The organism is Zetaproteobacteria bacterium (genome assembly GCA_003696765.1).
Lineage (GTDB): Bacteria > Pseudomonadota > Zetaproteobacteria > Mariprofundales > J009 > RFFX01.
The window spans coordinates 1-18,345 of the sequence record RFFX01000038.1; the positions used below are offsets into that span (position 1 = coordinate 1).

Genomic DNA, 18,345 nt, shown 5'->3' on the forward strand with positions numbered 1-18,345 from the left:
GGCCTCGGCGGGGGCGCCGTCGTGGCCCTCCCTATGCCCGGGCGCCCGCCAGTTCGGCCTGGATGTCGTGCAACAGGGTGTCGAGGGCGCGGCAGAAGGTGCGCAGCGCCCCTTCGATCGATTCGCGGCGCTTCTGCCGCAACATCCGCTGCAGCTCGTGGGCGGCATGGGCCATCGGCTCGGCGGCCAGGGTGCCGGCGATCGCCTCCATGCGCCCGGCCAGCCGTTCGGCGGCGGCGAGCTCCCCCTGTTCGCACCAGAGCCGGATCTGCCTGCCGGTGGTGCGGTGGTGGATGAGGAAGGTGTGCAGCACCTCGTGGACCAGCGCGGGGTTGCCCCCCATCAGTCGGGCCATCCGCTCCAGATCGAAGCTGGGTGTCTGCTTCTGCTTCCGCTCCATGCGGCGAAGGCTAGGGGCGGGGGAGGGGCGGTGAAGTCGCCAATTCCGGCTACAAGGCGGGGCGGTGAACTCCATCCATCCACGGGGCGTCCCTACTCCTCCCAGGTGATGCGGGCGAAGAGGCTGCGCTCGACCAGCGAGGCGTACTCCAAAAGCTCCGACTGGTTCTCGATGTGGCGCCGGTGGAGCAGGTTGTGGCCGATCAGCTCGACGGAGAGTTGCGGGGTCGCCTGCCAGGCGATGCGTCCGTCGATGCGGCTGTGGGCGGGAACCTTGTACTGCCCGGTGGAGAGGTTTTGGCGGAAGCGGCCCCAGTGGTAGAGGTCGAGATCGAGCGCGGTCGTCTCGGTCGGCCGCAGCCGGGCGGCCAGATGGTAGCGCCCCTCGGGTGACTGCTGGGCGTAGGTGGCGGCGGCAAAGGCGCTGCCGCCGGCGGTGGGGGTGACGTTCTGGTGCAGATAGCTGTAGCTCCCCTCGAGGGTGAGCCGGTCGCTTGCCTGCCATTGGAAGTCGGCCTCGATGCCATGGCTGCGGGCGCGCAGGTAGTTGCCGAGGTAGACCGGGATCACCTGGTAGCCGGCGGGGTCGAGCCAGGCGCTGACACGGTCGGTGACGGTGTCGCTCAGGTTGGGGTAGCGCATCCAGAAGGCGGTGGCCTGCAGCAGGGTGCGGTCATCGGGGTGGAGGCGCACCCCCGCCTCCCAGGCGAAGACCTGCTCCGACCGGGTGCGGCCGTCGCCGATGGCCCGCACGGTGTAGCCCGGGCCACTGTTGACATCGAAGCGCATGCCGTTCTCGATCCGGTTGGGGATGCGCACCCCCTTCGACCAGGCGCCCCACAGCGACCAGCGCGCCGCCTGCCAGATGGTGCGGATGTGCGGCTGCAGCTCCCAGCCGGAGTACTGGTTGCGCTCGTTCTTGAGGCCGAGGATCAGACGCCAGCGCCGTGGCAGCAGGGTGATCTCTCCGTTGAGGAACCAGGAGTCGATGCGGGTGGTGGCATCGGGCAGGTGGAAGATGTCGGAGTCGGTCACCCGCGAACGGCTGTTGCGGTGGCTGTAGCCGAGCGAGAGCAGGGTGCGTGGCAGCAGGGTGGTGTCGATCTGCAGCTCCCCATCAAAGGTGGTGCGCCGTTCGCCGAAGAAGCGGGTCTGCATCTCGGTCAGGTCGCGAAAGAGGCGCAGGGCGACGCGATCCTTGCCATCCGCGCCCAACCGGTGGTTCCAGTCGAGCATCAGGTTGTCGCCGCGGTAGTGGTTGCGGTGCAGGTTGTTGCGCGGGGGGGCGCCCGGAACCGCTTCATAGAAGAAGGAGCCGGCATCGACCCGGTAGCGGTCGCCGTGCAGGGTGAAGTGGTCGCGCGCGCCGGCGTCGGCGTCGATGCGCAGGCCCCCCTGCAGCAGCTGGCGCGAATCGGGCGCCCGGCTGCCGAAGCGGGCGGTGTCGGTTGGGTTGTTGAGCGCGAAGATGGTGTCGCTGATCGGTTTCTGCTTGTCGATGGCACCGCCGTCGCGATTCTCCCGCATCAGGTAGATGCGCCAGTCGCTGTGGGCGGTGGCGCCGCCGTAACGCAGGGTGGCGAAGCCGCGCTCCTCGTTGCCGAAGCCGCCGGTGACGCGGGCGCCCTGGGTGTCGTGCGCCGATCTGGTGATGATGTTGATGATGCCGTTGGCGGCGTTGGAGCCCCACACCGCGCCGGAGGGGCCGCGCAGCACCTCGATGCGCTCGATGTCGGCCATCGGATAGTGCTGGACCAGCCACCAGGTGCCGGAGAAGGTGGGCGAGTAGAGCGGTCGGCCGTCCATCAGCACCAGCAGCTTCTTGGCGAACATGGTGTTGTGGCCGCGGATGCTGATGGCGTACTGGTTGGCGTTGATCTGCTGCACCTCCACCCCCGGCGCCAGCCGGAGCGCCTCGGGGATGGAGCGGGCCCCGGCGTGGCGGATCTCCTCGGCGGTGATGACATAGATCGCCGAGGCGACATCGAAATAGCGCTGATCGCGCTTGAGCGCGGAGCGCACCGGCAGGTTGATCAGCCGATCGAGCGGTTGCAGCAGCAGCCGCTGGTCGGCGAAGGAGGGCGGGTTGGCTCCGACCGCCATGGGCCAGGCCAGCGCGCAGAACAGGAGGCAGGGCAACGCGCGGGGGAGGGGCGGCATCGGCTGGGGATGCGATGCGGTTGTCGGGGCGATGGGTCGTTGCCCCCGGCTAGTCCGGAATGAGTTCCAGCCGGCGCGCCTTGCCGACCGCGGCGGCGTTGTTGCGCACCTCCAGCTTGCGGTAGATGCGGCGGATATGGCTGTTGATGGTGTGCGGGCTCACCCCGAGCCGCTCGGCGATCTGCTTGCGCAGGTGCCCCTCGGCCATCAGCTGCAGCACCTCCAGTTCGCGCGGACTCAGCTCGACCGTATCCTCGTCGCCGCCGCCCGCCTCTTGCTGCTCCTGCTGCAGCTCCTCCAGCAACCGCCGGGCGATGGAGGGGCTGATCGGCGAGCCGCCGGCGAGCAGTTCGATGATGCTCAGTCCGATGTTGTCGGGCAGGGCGTCCTTGAGCAGGTAGCCGGTGGCGCCGGCGCGGATCGCCCGCACCAGATGGTGGTGGTCGGCATGCATGGTCACCACCATGCACTCGGCCGGCGGGTCGAGGGCGCGGGCGGCGCGGATCAGGTCGATGCCGTCGCCGTCGGGCAGCGAGAGATCGACCAGCAGCACCTCCGCCGGCCGTCTCCGCAGCGCATCCATCGCCTCGGCGCAGCCGGCGACCGAGGCGGTCACCTGCAGCTGCGGCGTCTGGTCGACGGCCAGGTGGAGGAACTTGCGCACCACCGGGTCGTCCTCGACGATCAGGACGGTGTGGTCGCGCGGCGGTCGGGTCATGCGACCCTCCGGTATTCGAGGAAGAGGCTGGCCCGCCCCGCACGCGCGCCGCGCCGCTCGAACTTGGTCCACGGGCGGTCGGCGTCGCGCGGTACGAAGCCGTCGGGGCCGCCCTGATTGTGCAGCCCTTCGGTGCGGTCGAGGATGTCACGCATCCATTCGGCCAGGTCGGGCTTGTCGGTGGCCAGCTGGAGAAAGCCGCCCGGGGCGAGGCGGCTGGCCAGCAGCCGGGCGAACTCCGGCTGGATCAGCCGCCGCTTGTGGTGGCGCTTCTTGGGCCACGGGTCGGGGTGGTTGATGACGATGCCGTGCAGCGCGGCCTCGGCCAGCTGGTGTTCGAGTACGAACTGCGCCGGCAGCTGCGAGATGCGGCAGCGCTCGATCACCCCGGCATCCTCCAGCCGGGCGATCGCCTTGGCCACGCCGGGGAGGTAGATCTCCACGCCGAGCAGCCGCCAGTCGGGGTGCTCCCGGGCCATGTGGACGAGGAAGTCGCCGTTGCCGAAGCCGATCTCCATCACCCACGGGGCGCCGTCGGTGGCGAGGCGCTCCTCCCTGGGCAGGCCGATGTGCGGCAGCCAGCGCGCCATGCGCGCCTGCTGCCCCTTGGTGACGAAGCCGTTCTTGCGCCCATAGGTGCGCAGCTCGCGCTGCAGGTGGGCGTCGCGGAAGTCGCGTTGCAGTCGCATGGTGCCGCCGCCGTTCAGATCATGATGCGGGTCGCAGGAGGCCGGGATCCGCGGCTATGGACGGCCGCGCAAATCCGGAGGTTGCGCATGCAACCGACGGATTTGTAAGGAGATCGAAGACCGCGCTCTTCGATCTCCACCGCGCAAAAAGCCCACGAACGGGCTTTTTGCGATTCGATCAAAGATGCTCGTTGATGAACTCGCGCAGCCGGGCCTTGTTGACCGCACCGACCTTGGTCCCCTGTACCTTCCCCCCCTCGAAGATCATCAGGGTCGGGATGCCGCGCACGCCGTATCTGCCCGGCGTGTTGGGGTTGTCGTCGATGTTGATCTTGGCGACGGTGATCTTGCCGGCCATCTCGTCGGCGATCTCGTCGAGGATCGGCGCGATCTGCCTGCACGGGCCGCACCACGGCGCCCAGAAGTCGACCAGAACCGGCCCGGAGTGGCCGAGCACGCTCTGCTCGAAGGTGTCGTCGCTTACCTCGATGATGTTGTCGGATGCCATGATTGTTTTGATCCCCCTTGCTGGTCTCGACGGTACGGTTTGAAGAAACCGTTGCATAGATTGGCCTTTGCTGTGGTGATGTCAAGAACGGCGGCCGTGCAGGGGCCGCCGTCTGCCGCCGCGGACGGAGCCGGGGCGGCGGTCCGCGGCTAAGGGGTTGCCTGCTCCTCCGGCCAGACCAGCTGCGGCCGGCGGGCGGCGCGGGTTTCGTCCAGGCGGCGGCGCGGGGTGCGCCGTGGCGCCTGCTGCATCTCTGCTGCCGCCCCCTCCTCGGCCTGACGCGCCAGATCGAGCATGGCGTCGCAGAAGGCGTCGAGGGTGGCTTTGGCTTCGCTCTCCGTCGGCTCGATCAGCATGGCGCCGTGGACGATGAGCGGGAAGTAGACCGTCATCGGGTGGAAGCCGCGGTCGATCAGTGCCTTGGCGATGTCCAGGGTCTTGACGCCGTGGCGGTTCTGCCAGGCATCGGTCAGCAGGCATTCGTGCTTGCAGATGCCGGGGAAGGGGAGGTGGTAGGCTTCCTGGAGCCGTACGCGGACATAGTTGGCGTTGAGCACGGCATCTTCGGCGATGCGGTGCAGGTGGTCGCGGCCGAAGGCGGCGATGTAGGCGGCGGCGCGCAGCAACACACCGGAGTGGCCGATGGCGCCGAGCACCGGGCCGATCGACTGCGCCGGCCTCTGCAGCCGGAAGCGGCCGTCCTCCTCCCGGGTGATGTGCGGCTCGGGCAGGAAGGGGGCCAGCTCGGGGGTGACCGCCACCGGCCCCGCCCCCGGCCCGCCGCCGCCGTGCGGTGTGGCGAAGGTCTTGTGTACATTGATGTGCAGGCAGTCGATGCCCATGTCGCCGGGGCGGGCGATGCCGACCATGGCGTTGAGGTTGGCGCCGTCGCCGTAGACCAGCCCGCCGGCCTCGTGCACCAGCGCGGTGATCTCGCCGATCTGTTGCTCGAACATGCCGCTGGTGTTGGGGTTGGTCAGCATCAGCGCCGCCACATCGTCGCCGAGGTGGGCGCGCAGCACATCGAGGTCGATGCGGCCGTCCTTCCCCGAGGGGATCTCCACCGGGGTGAAGCCGCACAGCGCGGCACTGGCCGGGTTGGTGCCGTGGGCCGAGTCGGGGATCAACACCTTGCGTCGCTGGTCGGCCCCACGGGCGTCGTGGAAGGCGCGGATCATCATCATGCCGGTCAGCTCGCCGTGGGCGCCGGCGGCCGGCTGCAGCGTCACATGGGGCAGGCCGCTGATCTCGCCCAGCCACTGCTGCAGCTCGTAGAGCAGGGCGAGCATTCCCTGCACCGTCTCCTCCGGCTGATCGGGATGGAGCTCGGCCAGTCCGGGCAGGCGGACCAGCTCCTCGTGCAGCCGCGGGTTGTACTTCATGGTGCAGGAGCCGAGCGGGTAGAAGCCGCTCTCGATGTGGTGGTTCCACTGCGACAGGCGGACGAAGTGGCGCACCGCCTCCGGCTCGGAGAGGTGGGGGATCGCCGCAGGCCGGGCGCGCAGGAAGGGGGCGAGCGCCTCCGGCGGCGCGTCGGCATCGATGCCCGGCAGGCTGAACTCGGGCGCGTCGTGCTGCTGCTCGAAGATGAGCGGCTCTTCGTGCAGCAGGGCGCTCGTTTCTCCACCCATTTCAGCAACACCCGCCGCCGGGGCGGCAGCCCGAGGATGGGGCCTCCGCCTCCTCCTCCGTCGGGTCGGCCGGGAGGAAGTGGTCGCGGTAGGGGGCGCTCTGCAGCAGCGCCCAGCCGGCGGCGTCGACGGGGGTCGCCGCCCCGCGGACGAAGCAGCCGCCGCGTTCGTCGGTGACCCGGGCGAAGGGGCCGCGGTAGATCACTCGGCGCATCTGTTCCTCCGTCGCGGCCGCGGACGGTTTCTCGGCGGTGACGGTGATCGCGCGGAAGGCGATCCCCTCGACCTCCCGCCACGGGGTGGGCTCGCGCTTGTCGATGCGCACGCCGCACAGCCCGGCCGCGCTGAAGGCGTCGAGGAAGGCCTGCTCCTCCATGGCGCCGGAGATGCAGCCGCTCCACAGCTCGGGATCCTCCATCAGCGCCTGCGGCACCGGCCGGTCGGCGACGATGTCGGAGATCGCCACCCGCCCGCCGGGCCGCAGCACGCGGAAGATCTCGCGGAAGAGCCGCGGTTTCTCGTGGTGGTCGACCAGGTTGAGCACGCAGTTGGAGATGACCAGGTCGATGGTGCCGTCGGCGATCAGGGGGGCGGTGGCGCGCTGCTCCCGCTGGAAGGCGTGCAGCGCGGCCAGCCCGCGGTGGCTGGTGATGGGATGTTCGGCCAGCCAGCGGTCGGTGGCGGCGAGATCGAGCGCCAGATCCTGGATCAGCCCCTTGAGGAAGCGGACGCGGTCGCCGCCCAGCTTCTCGGCCATCTCCCGCTGGTACTTGCGGGCCAGCGCCAGCATGTCGTCGTTCATGTCGACGCCGATGACCGCACCCTCCTCGCCGACCAGTTGCGCGGCCATGTAGCAGATCTTCCCTCCGCCCGAGCCGAGGTCGAGCACCACATCGCCGGGGCGCACATAGCGCGACGGATCGCCGCAGCCGTAGTCGCGCTCGATGATCTCCTGCGGCAGCGGCTCCAGCAGGCGGCGGTCGTACTCCACCGGGCAGCAGAGGGCCTCCTCGCGCGCCTTCGCGCCGCCGGAGTAGCGGTCCAGTACACTCTGTCTCATGGGGTGTACTCTCCCTGTGCGGTTTCGGTCCGGCCTGGCGGCCGGACGGGGGATTGGTCGCGCCAGAGGCCTGTTTCTTGCACCGGGATGGCCCGCAGCAGGGTGGTGATCTCCGCCGCCTGCAGGTCGAAGCCGCCGTGGCGCCGCGCTCGGGTGATCCAGCCGGTGGCGCAGCCGATGGCGCGGGCCGCGAGAAGGTTATCGGCGCTGTCGTCGATCACCAGCGCCGCCGGCGGCGGGCACCCCTCCCGCTGCAGCAGCAGCGCCAGGGTCTCCCGGCACGGCTTGGGCCGGTAGCGGTGGAAGCGGATGTCGTAGATCGCCTGGAAGTGGCGGCGGACCCCCAACCGTTCGAGGATCCGCTCGACGTGCTCGCGCGTGGCGTTGCTGTGGATCACCTTGCGCATCGGCAGCCGGGCGAGGGCCGCCTCCAGCTCGGGGGCGGCCTCGACGACGTCGTCGAGCTCCAGGTCGTGAGCGGCGTGCAGGAACGGCTCGGGCTCGACGGCGTGGTGGCGCATCAGCCCGGTGAGGGTGGTGCCGTACCGCCGCCAGTAGCGCAGCCGCATGGCGTCGGCCGTCTCCCACGGCACCCCCAGACGGTCGCGGATGAAGCGGTTGATGTTGGCATCCATCCGGGCGAAGAGGCCGGCCTCGGCGTGGTAGAGGGTGTTGTCGAGATCGACCACCAGGAGTCGCGGCGTGATTTTTGTTGGCAAATGGGTAACTTTCGCCCTCCGATGGAGAAGTCTCTCTCTTGGCTCCGGCGGCGGATCCGCCGTAGCGGTCTGCTCCGGTCGATGTGGCTTCTGGCGGCGTTGCTGCTGGGGATGGGCGGCGTATGGTACGGCCTGGCGCAGAAAACGGCACGGGAGCAGGCGGCCCGCGTCGACCGGTTGCGGCTGGCGCGCCTGCAGGCCGACTACCGGCGCGATCTCGCCGCACTGCAGCGGATCCGCCTGCGGCAACGCGAGGAGATCGATCGGTTGATCGGTCGTCTCGGCATGCTCGATGCGCGTCTGACCCGGCTCGACGCCCTCGGCCGGCGGCTGGTGGCGCGCGCCGGGCTGGATACGGCGCTGTTCGACTTCGACCGGCCGCCGGCGGTCGGAGGCGGGCGGCCGGTGCGCGGCCTGGTCCCCGGGGAGGTGGACGTCGACCCGCGGCTGGATGCGCTGCTCGATGCGAGCGACCGGCTCCAGGCCGGCCTCGACGCCGTCGGTTTCTACCTGATGCTGCACCACGACGAGGAGGATGCGCGGCCCCATCTCTGGCCCGCGCCGGGCGGGTGGATCAGCTCCCGCTTCGGCCGGCGCAGCGACCCCTTCACCGGACGCATGGCGATGCACCGTGGCGTCGATATCGCCAACCGGCAGGGGGCCGATGTGCTGGCGACCGCCTCGGGCATGGTGCTCTTCGCCGGCTTCTCGCCCGACTTCGGCCGCACGGTGTTGATCGACCACGGCTACGGCTACCGCACCCGCTACGCCCATCTGCGCGATACCACCGTGCGGGTCGGCGATGAGGTGGCCGCCGGCGACTGCATCGGCCACATTGGTTCGAGCGGCCGCTCCACCGGGCCCCATCTCCACTACGAGGTCCATTACCACGGCATGGTCGTCGACCCTGTCCGTTTCCTTCCTCGCCATCATGGCTGATCACACCGCAAAAAGTCCCTCCATGGACTTTTTGCTTGGGCGGCAATCGAAGAGCGCGGTCTTCGATTGCCTTACAAAACCTTCGGTTGCGTCTGCAACCTCCGGTTTTGCGCGACCATCCTGGTCGCGGATGCCGACTTCTTGCGAAGTCGTCATGGCTGAACGAGGCGCAAAACGTCCGTCCGTGGACCTTTTGCTTGACGGGGATCGAGGAGCGTGCTCTTCGATCCCCTTACAAATCCGTCGGTTGCGTCTGCAACCTCCGGGTTTGCGCCGAAACCATCATGGCTGATTGCGCGGGAAGCCGGCGGCCGTGGGCGGCGGTCGGCCTCTTCGTACTGCTTCTGGCCTCGGGCTGCGCCAGGCATGAGGTGCCCCCCCCCGTCGTGCCTCCTCCGGCCGCGGCACCGTCCGCACCGGCCCCACCGGCGGCACGGGAGGAGGCGCCCATGCGCCCGGTCGCGCCGCCACGGGAGGATGCGGAGATCGTCCGGCTGCTGCGCGAGGTGCGCGCCGGCGACCTCGACCCCTACGGCGCGCTGGAGCAGCTCGGCCGGATCGCCCGTACCGCCCCCCCGCCGCTGGCCGGGGAGGCCCGCTTCCGGGCGGTGCAGCTTCGACTGGAGCAGGACGATCCCTACGCCGGTGCGGCGGCGCGCGCGCTGCTGGCGGCGCAGCCCGACCATGCCTTGGTGCCGCATCTGCACTTCTGGCTGGCCGGCTGGCAGGCGCGGCGCGGTGCGATCGAGGCGGCGCTCTCCCGGCTGGCGCTGGCCGTGGATGCGCCGGGTGCCGATCCGGAGCTGCGCCGGCAGGCGCTGCAGGCCGCCTTCCCCTTGTTGCGGCGGCAGGCGGACGGAGCCGCCGTAGACTGGCTGCTCGCCCGGCTGCCGGCGCTGGACGACGATGCGTTGCGCCGCGAGGTGGCGCAGGCGGCCGCGCTGCGCAGCGATCCCGAGCGGGTGGCCCGCCTACATGACAGCGGAATGCTCCGTGACGCGCGCTTTGCTCCCTACTACCTCGAGCTGGCCCGGCTGGCCTTGATGCGTGGCGACCATGACCTGCTCGATCGCATCGCCGACTGGGCGGCCCGGGATCTCCCCCCCGGGCCGGCGCTGCGGATGATCCGCCGCTGGCGCAGCGGCACCAGCCGACCGGTACGCATCGGCGTGCTGCTGCCGCTCTCCGGCCGGTATGCCGGGTTCGGCCGGCAGGCGCTGCGCGGCATCCGCATGTCGGTGGCGCAGTTGCGCTACGGGGAGCGTATTTCGCTGCAGGTGGAGGACTCGCAGAGCACCCCGGAGGGGACGCGCGCCGGTTACCGGCGATTGCTCGACGGCGGCTGTGTGGCGGTGATCGGGCCGCTGGCCGGCGACGACGTCGAAGCGCTGGCGGTGGCGGGGATGCGCCCCGACGTGCCGGTGATCGCGCTGACCAACCGGATCGAGACGGCGGCGCTGGCGCCCCCGCTCTTCGTCCATTCGGTGGGGCCGCTGGCTCAGGCCGCCTTCTGGGCCGAACGGTGGCGGTGGCGGCTGGCTGGAGGAGCAGTTCGGCCGAAGCCCTTCTCCGACGGAGCGGCACCGCAGGTGGCGGTGATCGAGGGGCCGGAGCGCGCCTCCGCCGCCTCGGCGGAGCTCTTCTCCCGGCGGCTGCGGCAGGCGGGGGTGGTGGTCCACCGACTGACCATCCAAGGGGGGGTGGATGTGCGGCGCCAGTTGATGGCGCTGCGGCGGGAGAGCGACGACGGGATGCTGCTCGATGCGCTCGACGAGGAGCTGGCGCTCTTCATCGCCGAGCAGGATCTGCGGCCGGTGCTCCCGCCCCGGCTGGCGGCGATCTATCTGCCGCTTCCCGGCCGCACGGTGGTGCAGCTGGCCGGCCAGCTCGCCTATGTCGGGCTCAACCGGGTGCCGCTGCTCGGCGACAGCCGCTGGCGCGACGGCCATCTGCTCGACGACCACGGCCGCGATCTGGAGTCGGCGCGCATCGCCGAGGTGCCCGACCGGTTGCCCGGGGCGGAGGATACCCCCCTCGATCTCCGCTACCGCGAGCTGTGGGGGGAGGGGGCGCGTACCGTGCTGGCCGATGTCGCCTTCGATTCGCTGCGGGTGGCGGCCACCCTGACCAGCAGTTGGGGGCTGGAGGGCTTCGCGCTGCTGCGCGCGTTGCGCGATCCGGGCGGTTTCCCGCTGGCCACGGGCCGGGTGGTCTTCGATCGCCGGGGGGTGGGGCACAAGCAGTTCGCCTTGCTGGCCGTGCGCGACGGCGCCCTGCGGCCGGTCGCGGCGGGGGTGCGGTGAGCCGCCGGTCGGGGTCGGGCCGGAGGAGCTGCCCCGAACCGCTGGCCGGCCAGTTCGCCGGGTTGCTCGGGGCGGAGCGGATCGGCCTGTTGCGGGCGGAGGCGCGGCTGGTGCAGCGGTGGCCGGAGATCGTCGGGCCGATGGTGGCCGAGCGCAGCCGCCCGCAGTCGCTGGAGCTGCTGCCCGACGGCGCCTGCTGCCTCTGGATCGTGGTCGATCACCCCTATCTGGCGCAGCAGATCCGTCTGATGCGCGACGATCTGCGGGCGGCCTGCTACCGCTGTTGCGGCCTGCGGCGCATCGCCAGGATCCGCTGTCGGGTCGACCCGAACGTGGAGGGGTACCCGCTCCGCCCGGGCGGGGAGAGGGCAGCGCAAATCCCGGCGCCGGATTATGCCCTCTGCCGCGAGGCGGCGCGCGAGATGCGGGCGGTGGCCGATCGCAGGCTGCGGCACGCCATGATCCGTGCCCGGCTGCGTCAGCTGCTATGGCAAAGGAGTGCAGATGCTGGACGGAAAAACGCGTAAGGTGCTCAAGGCGCGGGCGCACCACCTCAAGCCGGTGGTGCGCGTCGGCCAACAGGGGTTGTGCGACGGCGTGGTGGCGGAGAGCGACCGCGCGTTGGCCTGCCACCATCTGATCAAGGTCCACATCCACCACGGCGACCGGGCGGCGCGGCGGGAGACGGCCCGCCGGCTGGCCGGGGCGGTCGGCGCCGAGCTGGTGCACACCATCGGCAAGGTGGCGATCCTCTACCGCCCGGAGGAGGAGCCGGACCCTTCCTCCTCCGGGGCGCAGGGCGGGCAGCCGATGCGCCGCCAGAAGAGATCGTAGAAGCACTCGACGACCAGCGCGCGGGTGCCGCTGCCCGATTTGATGATCGAGCGCCTGGCCCAGCGGCGGGTGCCGTCCCGGGTGGCGAAGCGGGCGATGCTGAGATCCGAGCGGGCCAGCGAGGCGCCGCGGTCGATCAGCAGGTTGCCCAGCGGCAGCCTGCCCTGTTCGAGCCGGGCCATCAGCTCGCTGGAGACGCCCTCCAGCGGCAGGACCGACTCGGCGTCGAACATCGTTCTGGCGCCGTTGCGCAACGCCACCTGGCGACGCAGCACCGGCGATTGCCCGGCGCAGTCGAGCAGGCGCGCCTCCTCGGGCGAGGGGGTGTCGAGGAACTGGTCGAAGAGGTGGACGGTGAGGGTGAGGCCGTAGTGGCGTTCGATGAAACGGGTGAGCGAGCCGGTGGCGCCCAGCACCGCCCTGATCGCCGCGGGTATCCCGGAGGGGTGCCAGTCGCGCACCGGGATCCACTGTTGGGCCTCCATGTCGCCGAAGAACATTGCGCCATCATGACGTCTGCCGCCGGTGGTGGTCAAGCAACACGGATGGACGTTTTGCGATTCCATCCTCAATGATGGAACGGTTGCGTCGGATCGGGCGGATGGATCTGGTCGAGGCGGCCGGTATGCCGGTGCTCCAACGTGCGGCCCTGCTGGCCCTGCGGCTGGTCATGCGTGCGGCACGCCGCTTCTGGTACGATCAGGGGTTCCAGCACGCCGCGGCGCTCGCCTATTCCTCCCTGCTGGCAGTCGTTCCGCTGGTGGTGCTCGGGGTGTCGGTCTTTACCAGTTTTCCGGCCTTCGACAAGGTCTCGGCCCATCTCAGCCATCTGCTGCTCGACTCGCTGGTGCCGACCAGCCGGGCGCAGGTGGAGCGCTACCTGAGCGAGGTGACCGGCAAGGCGACGGCGCTGTCGATCTTCGGCATCGCGGGGCTTCTGGTCACCGCCGTCGCCCTGATCAACACCATGGAGGAATCCTTCAACGCCATCTGGCGCATCACCCGCGCCCGGCCGTTGATCGCCAAGTTCCTCACTTTCTGGGCGGTGCTGACCCTCTCGCCCATGCTGGTCGGCATGTCGATCACCATCACCTCCTACTTCGCCGCGCTGCCCATCCTCGACCGGGTCAGCGCCGGCGCCTCGGCGATGGGGCGGATCCCCTTTCTGCTCCCCTGGGTGATCTCCTCCTTGGCCATGACCTCGCTCTACGTGGCGCTGCCCAACACCAGCGTCCCCTGGCGCCACGCCGCCGTCGGCGGCCTGGTCGCCGGTGCGCTGTTCGAGTTGACCAAGTTCGGTTTCACCTTCTATGTCACCGAACTGGCCCACTACGAAGTGCTCTACGGCGCGCTCGGGACGCTGCCGGTCTTCCTCGTCTGGCTCTACTTGGTCTGGGTGGTGGTGCTCTTCGGCGCCGAGTTGACCTTCTGCCTGCAGCATCCGCCCCGGAGGGTAGGGGGCGTGGGGGAGTCCTTGCGGCCGGGGGAGCGGCAGTTCTACCGCTGGATGATCCTGCTCCATGCCGCGCGCGCCGCACGGCAGGGGGAGATCGTCACCACGGCGCAGTTGTGCACGGCGTTGGAGCTGCCGGAGCATCTACTGCAGGAGTGGCTCGACGATCTGGCGCGGCGTGGGCTGCTCAAGCAGGTCGACGACCACGGGCGGATCGGTTGGATCCCGGCGCGGGATGCCGCATCGCTGCGGCTGCTCACCCTCCACCGCATCCTCAATCCGGCGCCGCTGGAGATCCCCGAGGCGTGGCGCGGGACGGTGCCGGGCCGGCTGCTGGCCGGGCTCTATTTCCGGCTGGCGCGTGCGCAGAAGGGGGTGTTCGGCACGCTGGTGCTGCAGGAGCTGCTCGACCGGCAGCAGCGCGCTCAGGAGGATGCCGAGGGGCGTTTCGCCGACGAAATGGAGGAGGATGCAGAGTGATGGATCGCGCTCGTGTCGGGGATCCGGCGCCGGAGGGGGCGGGGTGACTCAGGCCCGGTTGATGATCGGCGACTCCGAGCATGACGCCGACATGCTCTACCTCAGCGGGATCTTCGTGCCCGATCCGTGGATCGCGGTGGAGCTCGGGGGGCGGTGGCATGGGCTCTTCTCCGCGCTGGAGGTCGATCGGGCGCGCCGCACCTCGCGGCTCGATGTGGTGGAGCTCGATACGGAGTGGCGCCGGCAGGCGCGGGAGCGCTTCGGCGCCGCCGCCGGCCTGGCGGGTGCGGCCGCCTGCTATCTGGAGGCGCACGGCGTCACCTGTGCTGAGGTGCCGGCGCAGTTTCCCTTCGGTTGCGTCGGGGTGTTGCAGCGGGCGGGGATCGCGGTGCGGGCCTGCAGCGGCCCCTTTTTCCCCCAGCGGGCGCGCAAGCGTCCGGAGGAGATCAGGGAGCTGGCCCGGGCCGAGCGGCTCACCGCCCGGGCGATGGGGCGGGCGATCGACTTCCTCGGTGCCTGCTCCATCGGTGACGACGGGGTGCTGCGCCATCCCGATCGCGGGCGGGCGCGGCTGCGCGCGGCCGATCTGCGCGGGGTGATCGAGCAGTGGCTGATCGCCCGCGGGGCGGTGCCGTCGCACACCATCGTCGCCTGCGGCCGGCAGGGGGCCGATCCGCACAACGAGGGGCGGGGGCTGCTCTACGCCCACCGTCCGATCATCATCGACATCTTCCCCCGGTTGACCGCATCCGGCTACTGGGGCGACATGACGCGCACGGTGGTCAAGGGGCGGGCGGAGCCGCTGGTAGCGGCGATGCACCGCGCGGTGGCCGCCGCCCAGCGCGCCGGGCTGGAGGCGATCGGTGACGGGGTGGCGGCGCGGACGGTCCATCGGCGGGTGCAGGCGGTGCTGGAGCAGCACGGGTTCACCACCGGAGTGCGGCGCGGGCGGCGTTTCGGCTTCTTCCACGGCACCGGTCACGGCGTCGGGCTGGAGGTGCACGAGGCGCCGCGCATCTCCGACTGCGACGACCTGCTGTGCAGCGGCCAAGTGGTCACCGTCGAGCCGGGGTTGTACGATCCGCGGGTCGGCGGGGTGCGCATCGAGGATCTGGTGGTGGTGACCGAGACGGGGTGCCGCAACCTGACCCGCTTTCCCCGCCGGCTGGAGATCGCCTGATCGGTGACGGCTTCGCCGGAAGCCGGCATCGCGGCCGGGAGGGCTCTGTTCTGCCGTCGCCGTCGGGCAACGAGTCCATGGACGGACGTGTTGCGATTTCATCATGAAGATTCTGGTCGTCGAGGACGAGGAGCGCGTCGCCCGGTTCATGCAGAAGGGGCTGCGCGAGGAGGGGCATGCGGTCGATGTCGCCCACGACGGCGAGGAGGGGGGCTTCCTCGCCGAGGTGAACGACTACGACCTGATCATCCTCGATCTGATGCTGCCCAAGAAGAACGGGCTGACGATGTGTCGCGAGATCCGCGACCGGGGGGTCTCCACCCCGGTGCTGATGCTCACCGCGCGCGATTCGGTGGAGGATCGGGTGCGCGGCCTCGACTCGGGCGCCGACGACTACCTGGTCAAGCCGTTCGCCTTCGAGGAGCTGCTCGCCCGGGTGCGGGCGCTGTTGCGCCGCCGCTCGGAGACGCGCAGCCCGATCCTGAAGATCGCCGATCTCGAGCTCGATCCGATGAGCCGCATGGTGACGCGCGCAGGCAAGGGGATCCGGCTGACGACCAAGGAGTATGCGCTGCTCGAGTACATGATGCGCAATCCGCGCAAGGTGCTCTCCCGCACCCTGATCGGGGAGCATGTGTGGGACATGAACTTCGATCCCGAGAGCAACGTGATCGACGTCTACATCAGCCACCTGCGGGCCAAGATCGATCGGGGCTTCGATCCGCCGCTGCTCCATACGCTGCGCGGGCAGGGGTACATCCTGACCGATCAGCCGCCGGTGGAGCGCTGAGCGGCTCCCTCTTCCGCAGGAGGGCGGGGCGGAGTGGCCCGGTAAGCCGGGTTCTGTCTTCCGCCGCCGCAGCGGCGGGAGGCGATCATTCATCTGGGCCGACGGTTGCCCGCCGGCTCTAGCGGCCAACCCGGAAGCCGGCGCGAGCAACGCCATCTGCTTCCCTATTCGGCCTTGCTGCGGATGGGGTTTGCCGTGCCCCCGCCCGTTACCGTGCGGGGCGGTGCGCTCTTACCGCACCGTTTCACCCTTACCGGACGCGGGGTGCGCCGGGTCCGGCGGTCTCCTCTCTGTGGCACTCTCCTCGGGGTCGCCCCCACCGGGTGTTACCCGGCATCCTCGCTCTGTGCAGCCCGGACTTTCCTCGACGGCGTATCGCCGCCGCGATCGCCCTGGACCACTCCGCCGTGGTCCGCCTCGCGGGGGGATGCTGGCCGTGGCCCGCGGTCGGCGCAAGCCGCCATCGGATGTGGCGCGGGGGAGGTTCGTCGCTGCGCTCGGCGCAGGCCCTACCGCGGCCGGTGCGCCATGCGGCGGACCATCGCGCGGGTCGATGTGACGCGGTCGATGAAGAGGATGCCGTCGAGATGGTCGATCTCGTGCTGGATCACCCGCGCCTCGAATCCGGTCGCCTCGATCTCCCGCGGGGCGAAGCGGTGGTCGAGGAAGGAGACCCGGATGCGGGTCGCCCGCTGCACCGTCGCCACCCAGTCGGGCACCGACAGGCACCCCTCCCGCCCCGGCCTGCTGTCACCGGCCTCTATGATCTCCGGGTTGATCATCACCATGCGGCCGTGGTGGCGGCAGGGATGGCGGGCGCGGCGGCAGTCGACCAGCACCACCCGCCGCAGCAGGCCGAGCTGCGGGGCGGCGATCCCCACCCCGCCGGGGCCGCACGCCAAGGCGGCATCCAGCTGCTCCACCAGAAACGGGATATCGGGATCGTTCAGGGCGAGCGGCTGCGCCCGCTGTCGCAGCCGGGGGTCGGGCAGGGTGAGGATCTGGATGCGGCGGTCGGCGCCCTGCCTCAGAGCAGCTCCTCTTCCATGGCGATCACCTCGATGTCGACGCCGAGCGCGTCGGCGACCGGGCCGAGGCGCCGTTTGAGCCCAGCGCAGTCGTCGCAGGCCACCTCCAGCGCCATGATGTAGTGCTCCTCCGTCGAGTCTTCGTCGAGCCGGACGGTGGAGGTGGAGAGGTCGACGATCGAGCCGTTGCCGTCGGCGATCGCCTCGGCCACCGCGTGGACGATGCCGGGTCGGTCGCCGCCGGTGACCGTGACCACGCAGTCGGGGCCGGGCGCGTCCCGGGCGGCCTCCTCCGCGTCGAGCGGGCGGGCGTGGACGGTCAGCCCGGTGCGCTGTTCGAGGTCGGCCAGCGCCGCCTTGAGCGAGGCAATGCCCAGCCCCTCCGGCAGGCGGACGATCATCATGATGGTGAAGGCGCCGCGCAGCGCGGTCATCGAGGAGTCCTCGACGTTGATCTCCAGGTGGGCCATGGCGCCGGCGACGTCACGCACGATCCCCCGCCGGTCGGCGCCGCTGATGGTGAGCAACATGTGTCGGGGCATAGGCTGCGCCCTCCCTTTCGGGCCAACGCCCCGCTCCGGCCATGGCGGTCGGGGCGGGGCGGAGGCGGTTCCGGCCTAGAGCTTGTCGGCCTCGCTGGCCAGGTAGCTGGCCACCCCCTCACCGTCCGGGGTCATCCCCTTGGCTCCCTTGTTCCAGCCGGCGGGGCATACCTCGCCGTGTTCCTCGTGGAACTGCAGCGCGTCGATCATGCGCAGCATCTCGTCGATGTTGCGCCCCAGCGGCAGGTTGTTGACCACCTGATGCTGCACCACCCCCTCGCGATCGATCAGGAAGGAGCCGCGCAGGGCGACGTCACCGCCGAGCAGATGGTGCAGGCACCCCTCCTCGTCCTCGAAGCTCTGGTTGCCGATCAGGACATCGTAGTCGGCGGCGATCTTCTTGGTCAGGTCGGCGACCAGCGGGTAGGAGACCGGGCCGATCCCCCCCTTCTCCACTGGCGTGTTGCGCCATGCGATGTGGGAGAACTGGGAGTCGATCGAGACGCCGATCACCTGGGTGTTGCGTGCCTCGAACTCCTTGATCCGGTGGTCGAAGGCGATCAGCTCGGTCGGGCAGACGAAGGTGAAGTCGAGCGGATAGAAGAAGAGGACGACATACCTGCCCTTGAAGGAGGAGAGCGAGAACTCCTCATTGATGGTGCCGTCGGGCATGACGGCGGTGGCGGTGAAGTCGGGTGCAGGTTTGCCTACGAGAACGCTCATATCTACGCTCCTCCTTGTGTTGGGTTGGATTGGTAAGGGAGTCGAAGACCGCGATCTTCGATTCCCATCGAGCAGCACGTCCAGGGATGGACGTGCTGCGGTCTGATCAAGCGGCGGCTTCGCAGCTTCGCGAGAAGCCCCCATCCGCGGCCGTCACCGGCCGCCCGGTATCGGTTGCGTGTACGCGCA

The 18,345-nt window shown here is 70.2% G+C and carries 19 protein-coding genes and 1 other RNA gene; 7 read left to right on the plus strand and 13 right to left on the minus strand.

Annotation, left to right across the window (positions count from 1 at the left end):
- Nucleotides 1-31: 31 nt before the first annotated feature.
- From D6682_03820 to D6682_03855, 8 genes are all read right to left on the minus strand, one after another.
- Entirely contained in the window at nucleotides 32-400 is a 369-nt protein-coding gene (locus D6682_03820) for a hypothetical protein (protein ID RMH51663.1), read from the minus strand.
- A 92-nt stretch (nucleotides 401-492) separates the two neighbouring features.
- The gene (locus D6682_03825) at nucleotides 493-2,559 is read right to left on the minus strand and encodes a hypothetical protein (protein ID RMH51664.1); all 2,067 of its coding nucleotides are present in this window, start codon (nucleotides 2,557-2,559) and stop codon (nucleotides 493-495) included.
- 49 nt (nucleotides 2,560-2,608) lie between these two features.
- The gene (locus tag D6682_03830; protein RMH51665.1) at nucleotides 2,609-3,277 is read right to left on the minus strand and encodes a DNA-binding response regulator; all 669 of its coding nucleotides are present in this window, start codon (nucleotides 3,275-3,277) and stop codon (nucleotides 2,609-2,611) included.
- Entirely contained in the window at nucleotides 3,274-3,966 is a 693-nt protein-coding gene (trmB, locus tag D6682_03835; GenBank protein ID RMH51666.1) for a tRNA (guanosine(46)-N7)-methyltransferase TrmB, read from the minus strand. The genes D6682_03830 and trmB overlap by 4 nt, the downstream gene beginning before the upstream one ends.
- Before the next feature lie 178 nt (nucleotides 3,967-4,144).
- Entirely contained in the window at nucleotides 4,145-4,474 is a 330-nt protein-coding gene (gene trxA / locus D6682_03840; protein RMH51667.1) for a thioredoxin TrxA, read from the minus strand.
- A gap of 149 nt (nucleotides 4,475-4,623) precedes the next feature.
- Nucleotides 4,624-6,105 (minus strand): glycine dehydrogenase subunit 2, encoded by a 1,482-nt coding sequence (locus D6682_03845; protein ID RMH51668.1) that lies wholly within the window; start codon nucleotides 6,103-6,105, stop codon nucleotides 4,624-4,626.
- A gap of 1 nt (nucleotide 6,106) precedes the next feature.
- Complete coding sequence (locus D6682_03850) at nucleotides 6,107-7,165, minus strand: methyltransferase domain-containing protein (GenBank protein ID RMH51669.1); 1,059 nt, start codon at nucleotides 7,163-7,165, stop codon at nucleotides 6,107-6,109.
- A complete protein-coding gene (locus tag D6682_03855) occupies nucleotides 7,162-8,082 on the minus strand; it encodes a pyrimidine 5'-nucleotidase (GenBank protein RMH51679.1) in 921 nt (306 codons plus the stop codon). Before D6682_03855 ends, D6682_03850 begins: the two co-directional genes overlap by 4 nt.
- Between D6682_03855 and D6682_03860 the strand changes: the two genes are divergently transcribed.
- From D6682_03860 to yhbY, 4 genes are all read left to right on the plus strand, one after another.
- Nucleotides 7,966-8,823 (plus strand): M23 family metallopeptidase, encoded by an 858-nt coding sequence (locus tag D6682_03860; GenBank protein RMH51670.1) that lies wholly within the window; start codon nucleotides 7,966-7,968, stop codon nucleotides 8,821-8,823. The two genes, D6682_03855 and D6682_03860, sit on opposite strands and share 117 nt — an antisense overlap.
- A 284-nt stretch (nucleotides 8,824-9,107) precedes the next feature.
- Nucleotides 9,108-11,126, plus strand: coding sequence for a hypothetical protein (locus D6682_03865; GenBank protein ID RMH51671.1), 2,019 nt, complete (start codon nucleotides 9,108-9,110; stop codon nucleotides 11,124-11,126).
- Entirely contained in the window at nucleotides 11,123-11,653 is a 531-nt protein-coding gene (locus tag D6682_03870) for a DUF721 domain-containing protein (protein ID RMH51672.1), read from the plus strand. The genes D6682_03865 and D6682_03870 overlap by 4 nt, the downstream gene beginning before the upstream one ends.
- On the plus strand, nucleotides 11,631-11,960 hold the full coding sequence (gene yhbY, locus D6682_03875; GenBank protein RMH51680.1) for a ribosome assembly RNA-binding protein YhbY: 330 nt from the start codon (nucleotides 11,631-11,633) through the stop codon (nucleotides 11,958-11,960). The genes D6682_03870 and yhbY overlap by 23 nt, the downstream gene beginning before the upstream one ends.
- Here yhbY and D6682_03880 read toward each other — a convergent pair.
- Nucleotides 11,879-12,460 (minus strand): chorismate lyase, encoded by a 582-nt coding sequence (locus D6682_03880; GenBank protein RMH51673.1) that lies wholly within the window; start codon nucleotides 12,458-12,460, stop codon nucleotides 11,879-11,881. The genes yhbY and D6682_03880 overlap by 82 nt on opposite strands.
- 101 nt (nucleotides 12,461-12,561) lie before the next feature.
- On the opposite strand from D6682_03880, the gene D6682_03885 reads away from it, so the two are divergent.
- The 3 genes from D6682_03885 (at nucleotide 12,562) to D6682_03895 (ending at nucleotide 15,863) form a co-directional block, all read left to right on the plus strand.
- On the plus strand, nucleotides 12,562-13,893 hold the full coding sequence (locus tag D6682_03885) for a YihY family inner membrane protein (GenBank protein ID RMH51681.1): 1,332 nt from the start codon (nucleotides 12,562-12,564) through the stop codon (nucleotides 13,891-13,893).
- 43 nt (nucleotides 13,894-13,936) lie between these two features.
- Entirely contained in the window at nucleotides 13,937-15,073 is a 1,137-nt protein-coding gene (locus tag D6682_03890) for an aminopeptidase P family protein (GenBank protein ID RMH51674.1), read from the plus strand.
- Nucleotides 15,074-15,176: 103 nt separating this feature from the next.
- On the plus strand, nucleotides 15,177-15,863 hold the full coding sequence (locus D6682_03895; GenBank protein ID RMH51675.1) for a response regulator: 687 nt from the start codon (nucleotides 15,177-15,179) through the stop codon (nucleotides 15,861-15,863).
- A 26-nt stretch (nucleotides 15,864-15,889) separates the two neighbouring features.
- Here D6682_03895 and rnpB read toward each other — a convergent pair.
- The 4 genes from rnpB to D6682_03915 form a co-directional block, all read right to left on the minus strand.
- An RNA gene (gene rnpB / locus D6682_03900) (RNase P RNA component class A) lies at nucleotides 15,890-16,267 on the minus strand.
- Between the two features lie 105 nt (nucleotides 16,268-16,372).
- On the minus strand, nucleotides 16,373-16,870 hold the full coding sequence (def, locus tag D6682_03905; protein ID RMH51676.1) for a peptide deformylase: 498 nt from the start codon (nucleotides 16,868-16,870) through the stop codon (nucleotides 16,373-16,375).
- Nucleotides 16,871-16,890: 20 nt separating this feature from the next.
- Complete coding sequence (locus D6682_03910; protein ID RMH51677.1) at nucleotides 16,891-17,433, minus strand: amino acid-binding protein; 543 nt, start codon at nucleotides 17,431-17,433, stop codon at nucleotides 16,891-16,893.
- 75 nt (nucleotides 17,434-17,508) lie between these two features.
- Nucleotides 17,509-18,156: a peroxiredoxin gene (locus D6682_03915; GenBank protein RMH51678.1), complete on the minus strand. Its 648-nt coding sequence runs from the start codon at nucleotides 18,154-18,156 to the stop codon at nucleotides 17,509-17,511.
- Between the last annotated feature and the right edge of the window lie 189 nt (nucleotides 18,157-18,345).

Bases quoted from the DNA above. Each gene is read 5' to 3' on its own strand.
- D6682_03910 (RMH51677.1), bottom strand. From the start codon at position 17,433: ATGCCCCGACACATGTTGCTCACCATCAGCGGCGCCGACCGGCGGGGG.
- D6682_03865 (RMH51671.1), top strand. From the start codon at position 9,108: ATGGCTGATTGCGCGGGAAGCCGGCGGCCGTGGGCGGCGGTCGGCCTC.
- D6682_03830 (RMH51665.1), bottom strand. From the start codon at position 3,277: ATGACCCGACCGCCGCGCGACCACACCGTCCTGATCGTCGAGGACGAC.
- trmB (RMH51666.1), bottom strand. From the start codon at position 3,966: ATGCGACTGCAACGCGACTTCCGCGACGCCCACCTGCAGCGCGAGCTG.
- D6682_03850 (RMH51669.1), bottom strand. From the start codon at position 7,165: ATGAGACAGAGTGTACTGGACCGCTACTCCGGCGGCGCGAAGGCGCGC.
- D6682_03820 (RMH51663.1), bottom strand. From the start codon at position 400: ATGGAGCGGAAGCAGAAGCAGACACCCAGCTTCGATCTGGAGCGGATG.
- D6682_03885 (RMH51681.1), top strand. From the start codon at position 12,562: ATGGATCTGGTCGAGGCGGCCGGTATGCCGGTGCTCCAACGTGCGGCC.
- D6682_03860 (RMH51670.1), top strand. From the start codon at position 7,966: ATGTGGCTTCTGGCGGCGTTGCTGCTGGGGATGGGCGGCGTATGGTAC.
- D6682_03845 (RMH51668.1), bottom strand. From the start codon at position 6,105: ATGGGTGGAGAAACGAGCGCCCTGCTGCACGAAGAGCCGCTCATCTTC.
- yhbY (RMH51680.1), top strand. From the start codon at position 11,631: ATGCTGGACGGAAAAACGCGTAAGGTGCTCAAGGCGCGGGCGCACCAC.
- D6682_03825 (RMH51664.1), bottom strand. From the start codon at position 2,559: ATGCCGCCCCTCCCCCGCGCGTTGCCCTGCCTCCTGTTCTGCGCGCTG.
- trxA (RMH51667.1), bottom strand. From the start codon at position 4,474: ATGGCATCCGACAACATCATCGAGGTAAGCGACGACACCTTCGAGCAG.
- D6682_03880 (RMH51673.1), bottom strand. From the start codon at position 12,460: ATGTTCTTCGGCGACATGGAGGCCCAACAGTGGATCCCGGTGCGCGAC.
- D6682_03895 (RMH51675.1), top strand. From the start codon at position 15,177: ATGAAGATTCTGGTCGTCGAGGACGAGGAGCGCGTCGCCCGGTTCATG.
- D6682_03915 (RMH51678.1), bottom strand. From the start codon at position 18,156: ATGAGCGTTCTCGTAGGCAAACCTGCACCCGACTTCACCGCCACCGCC.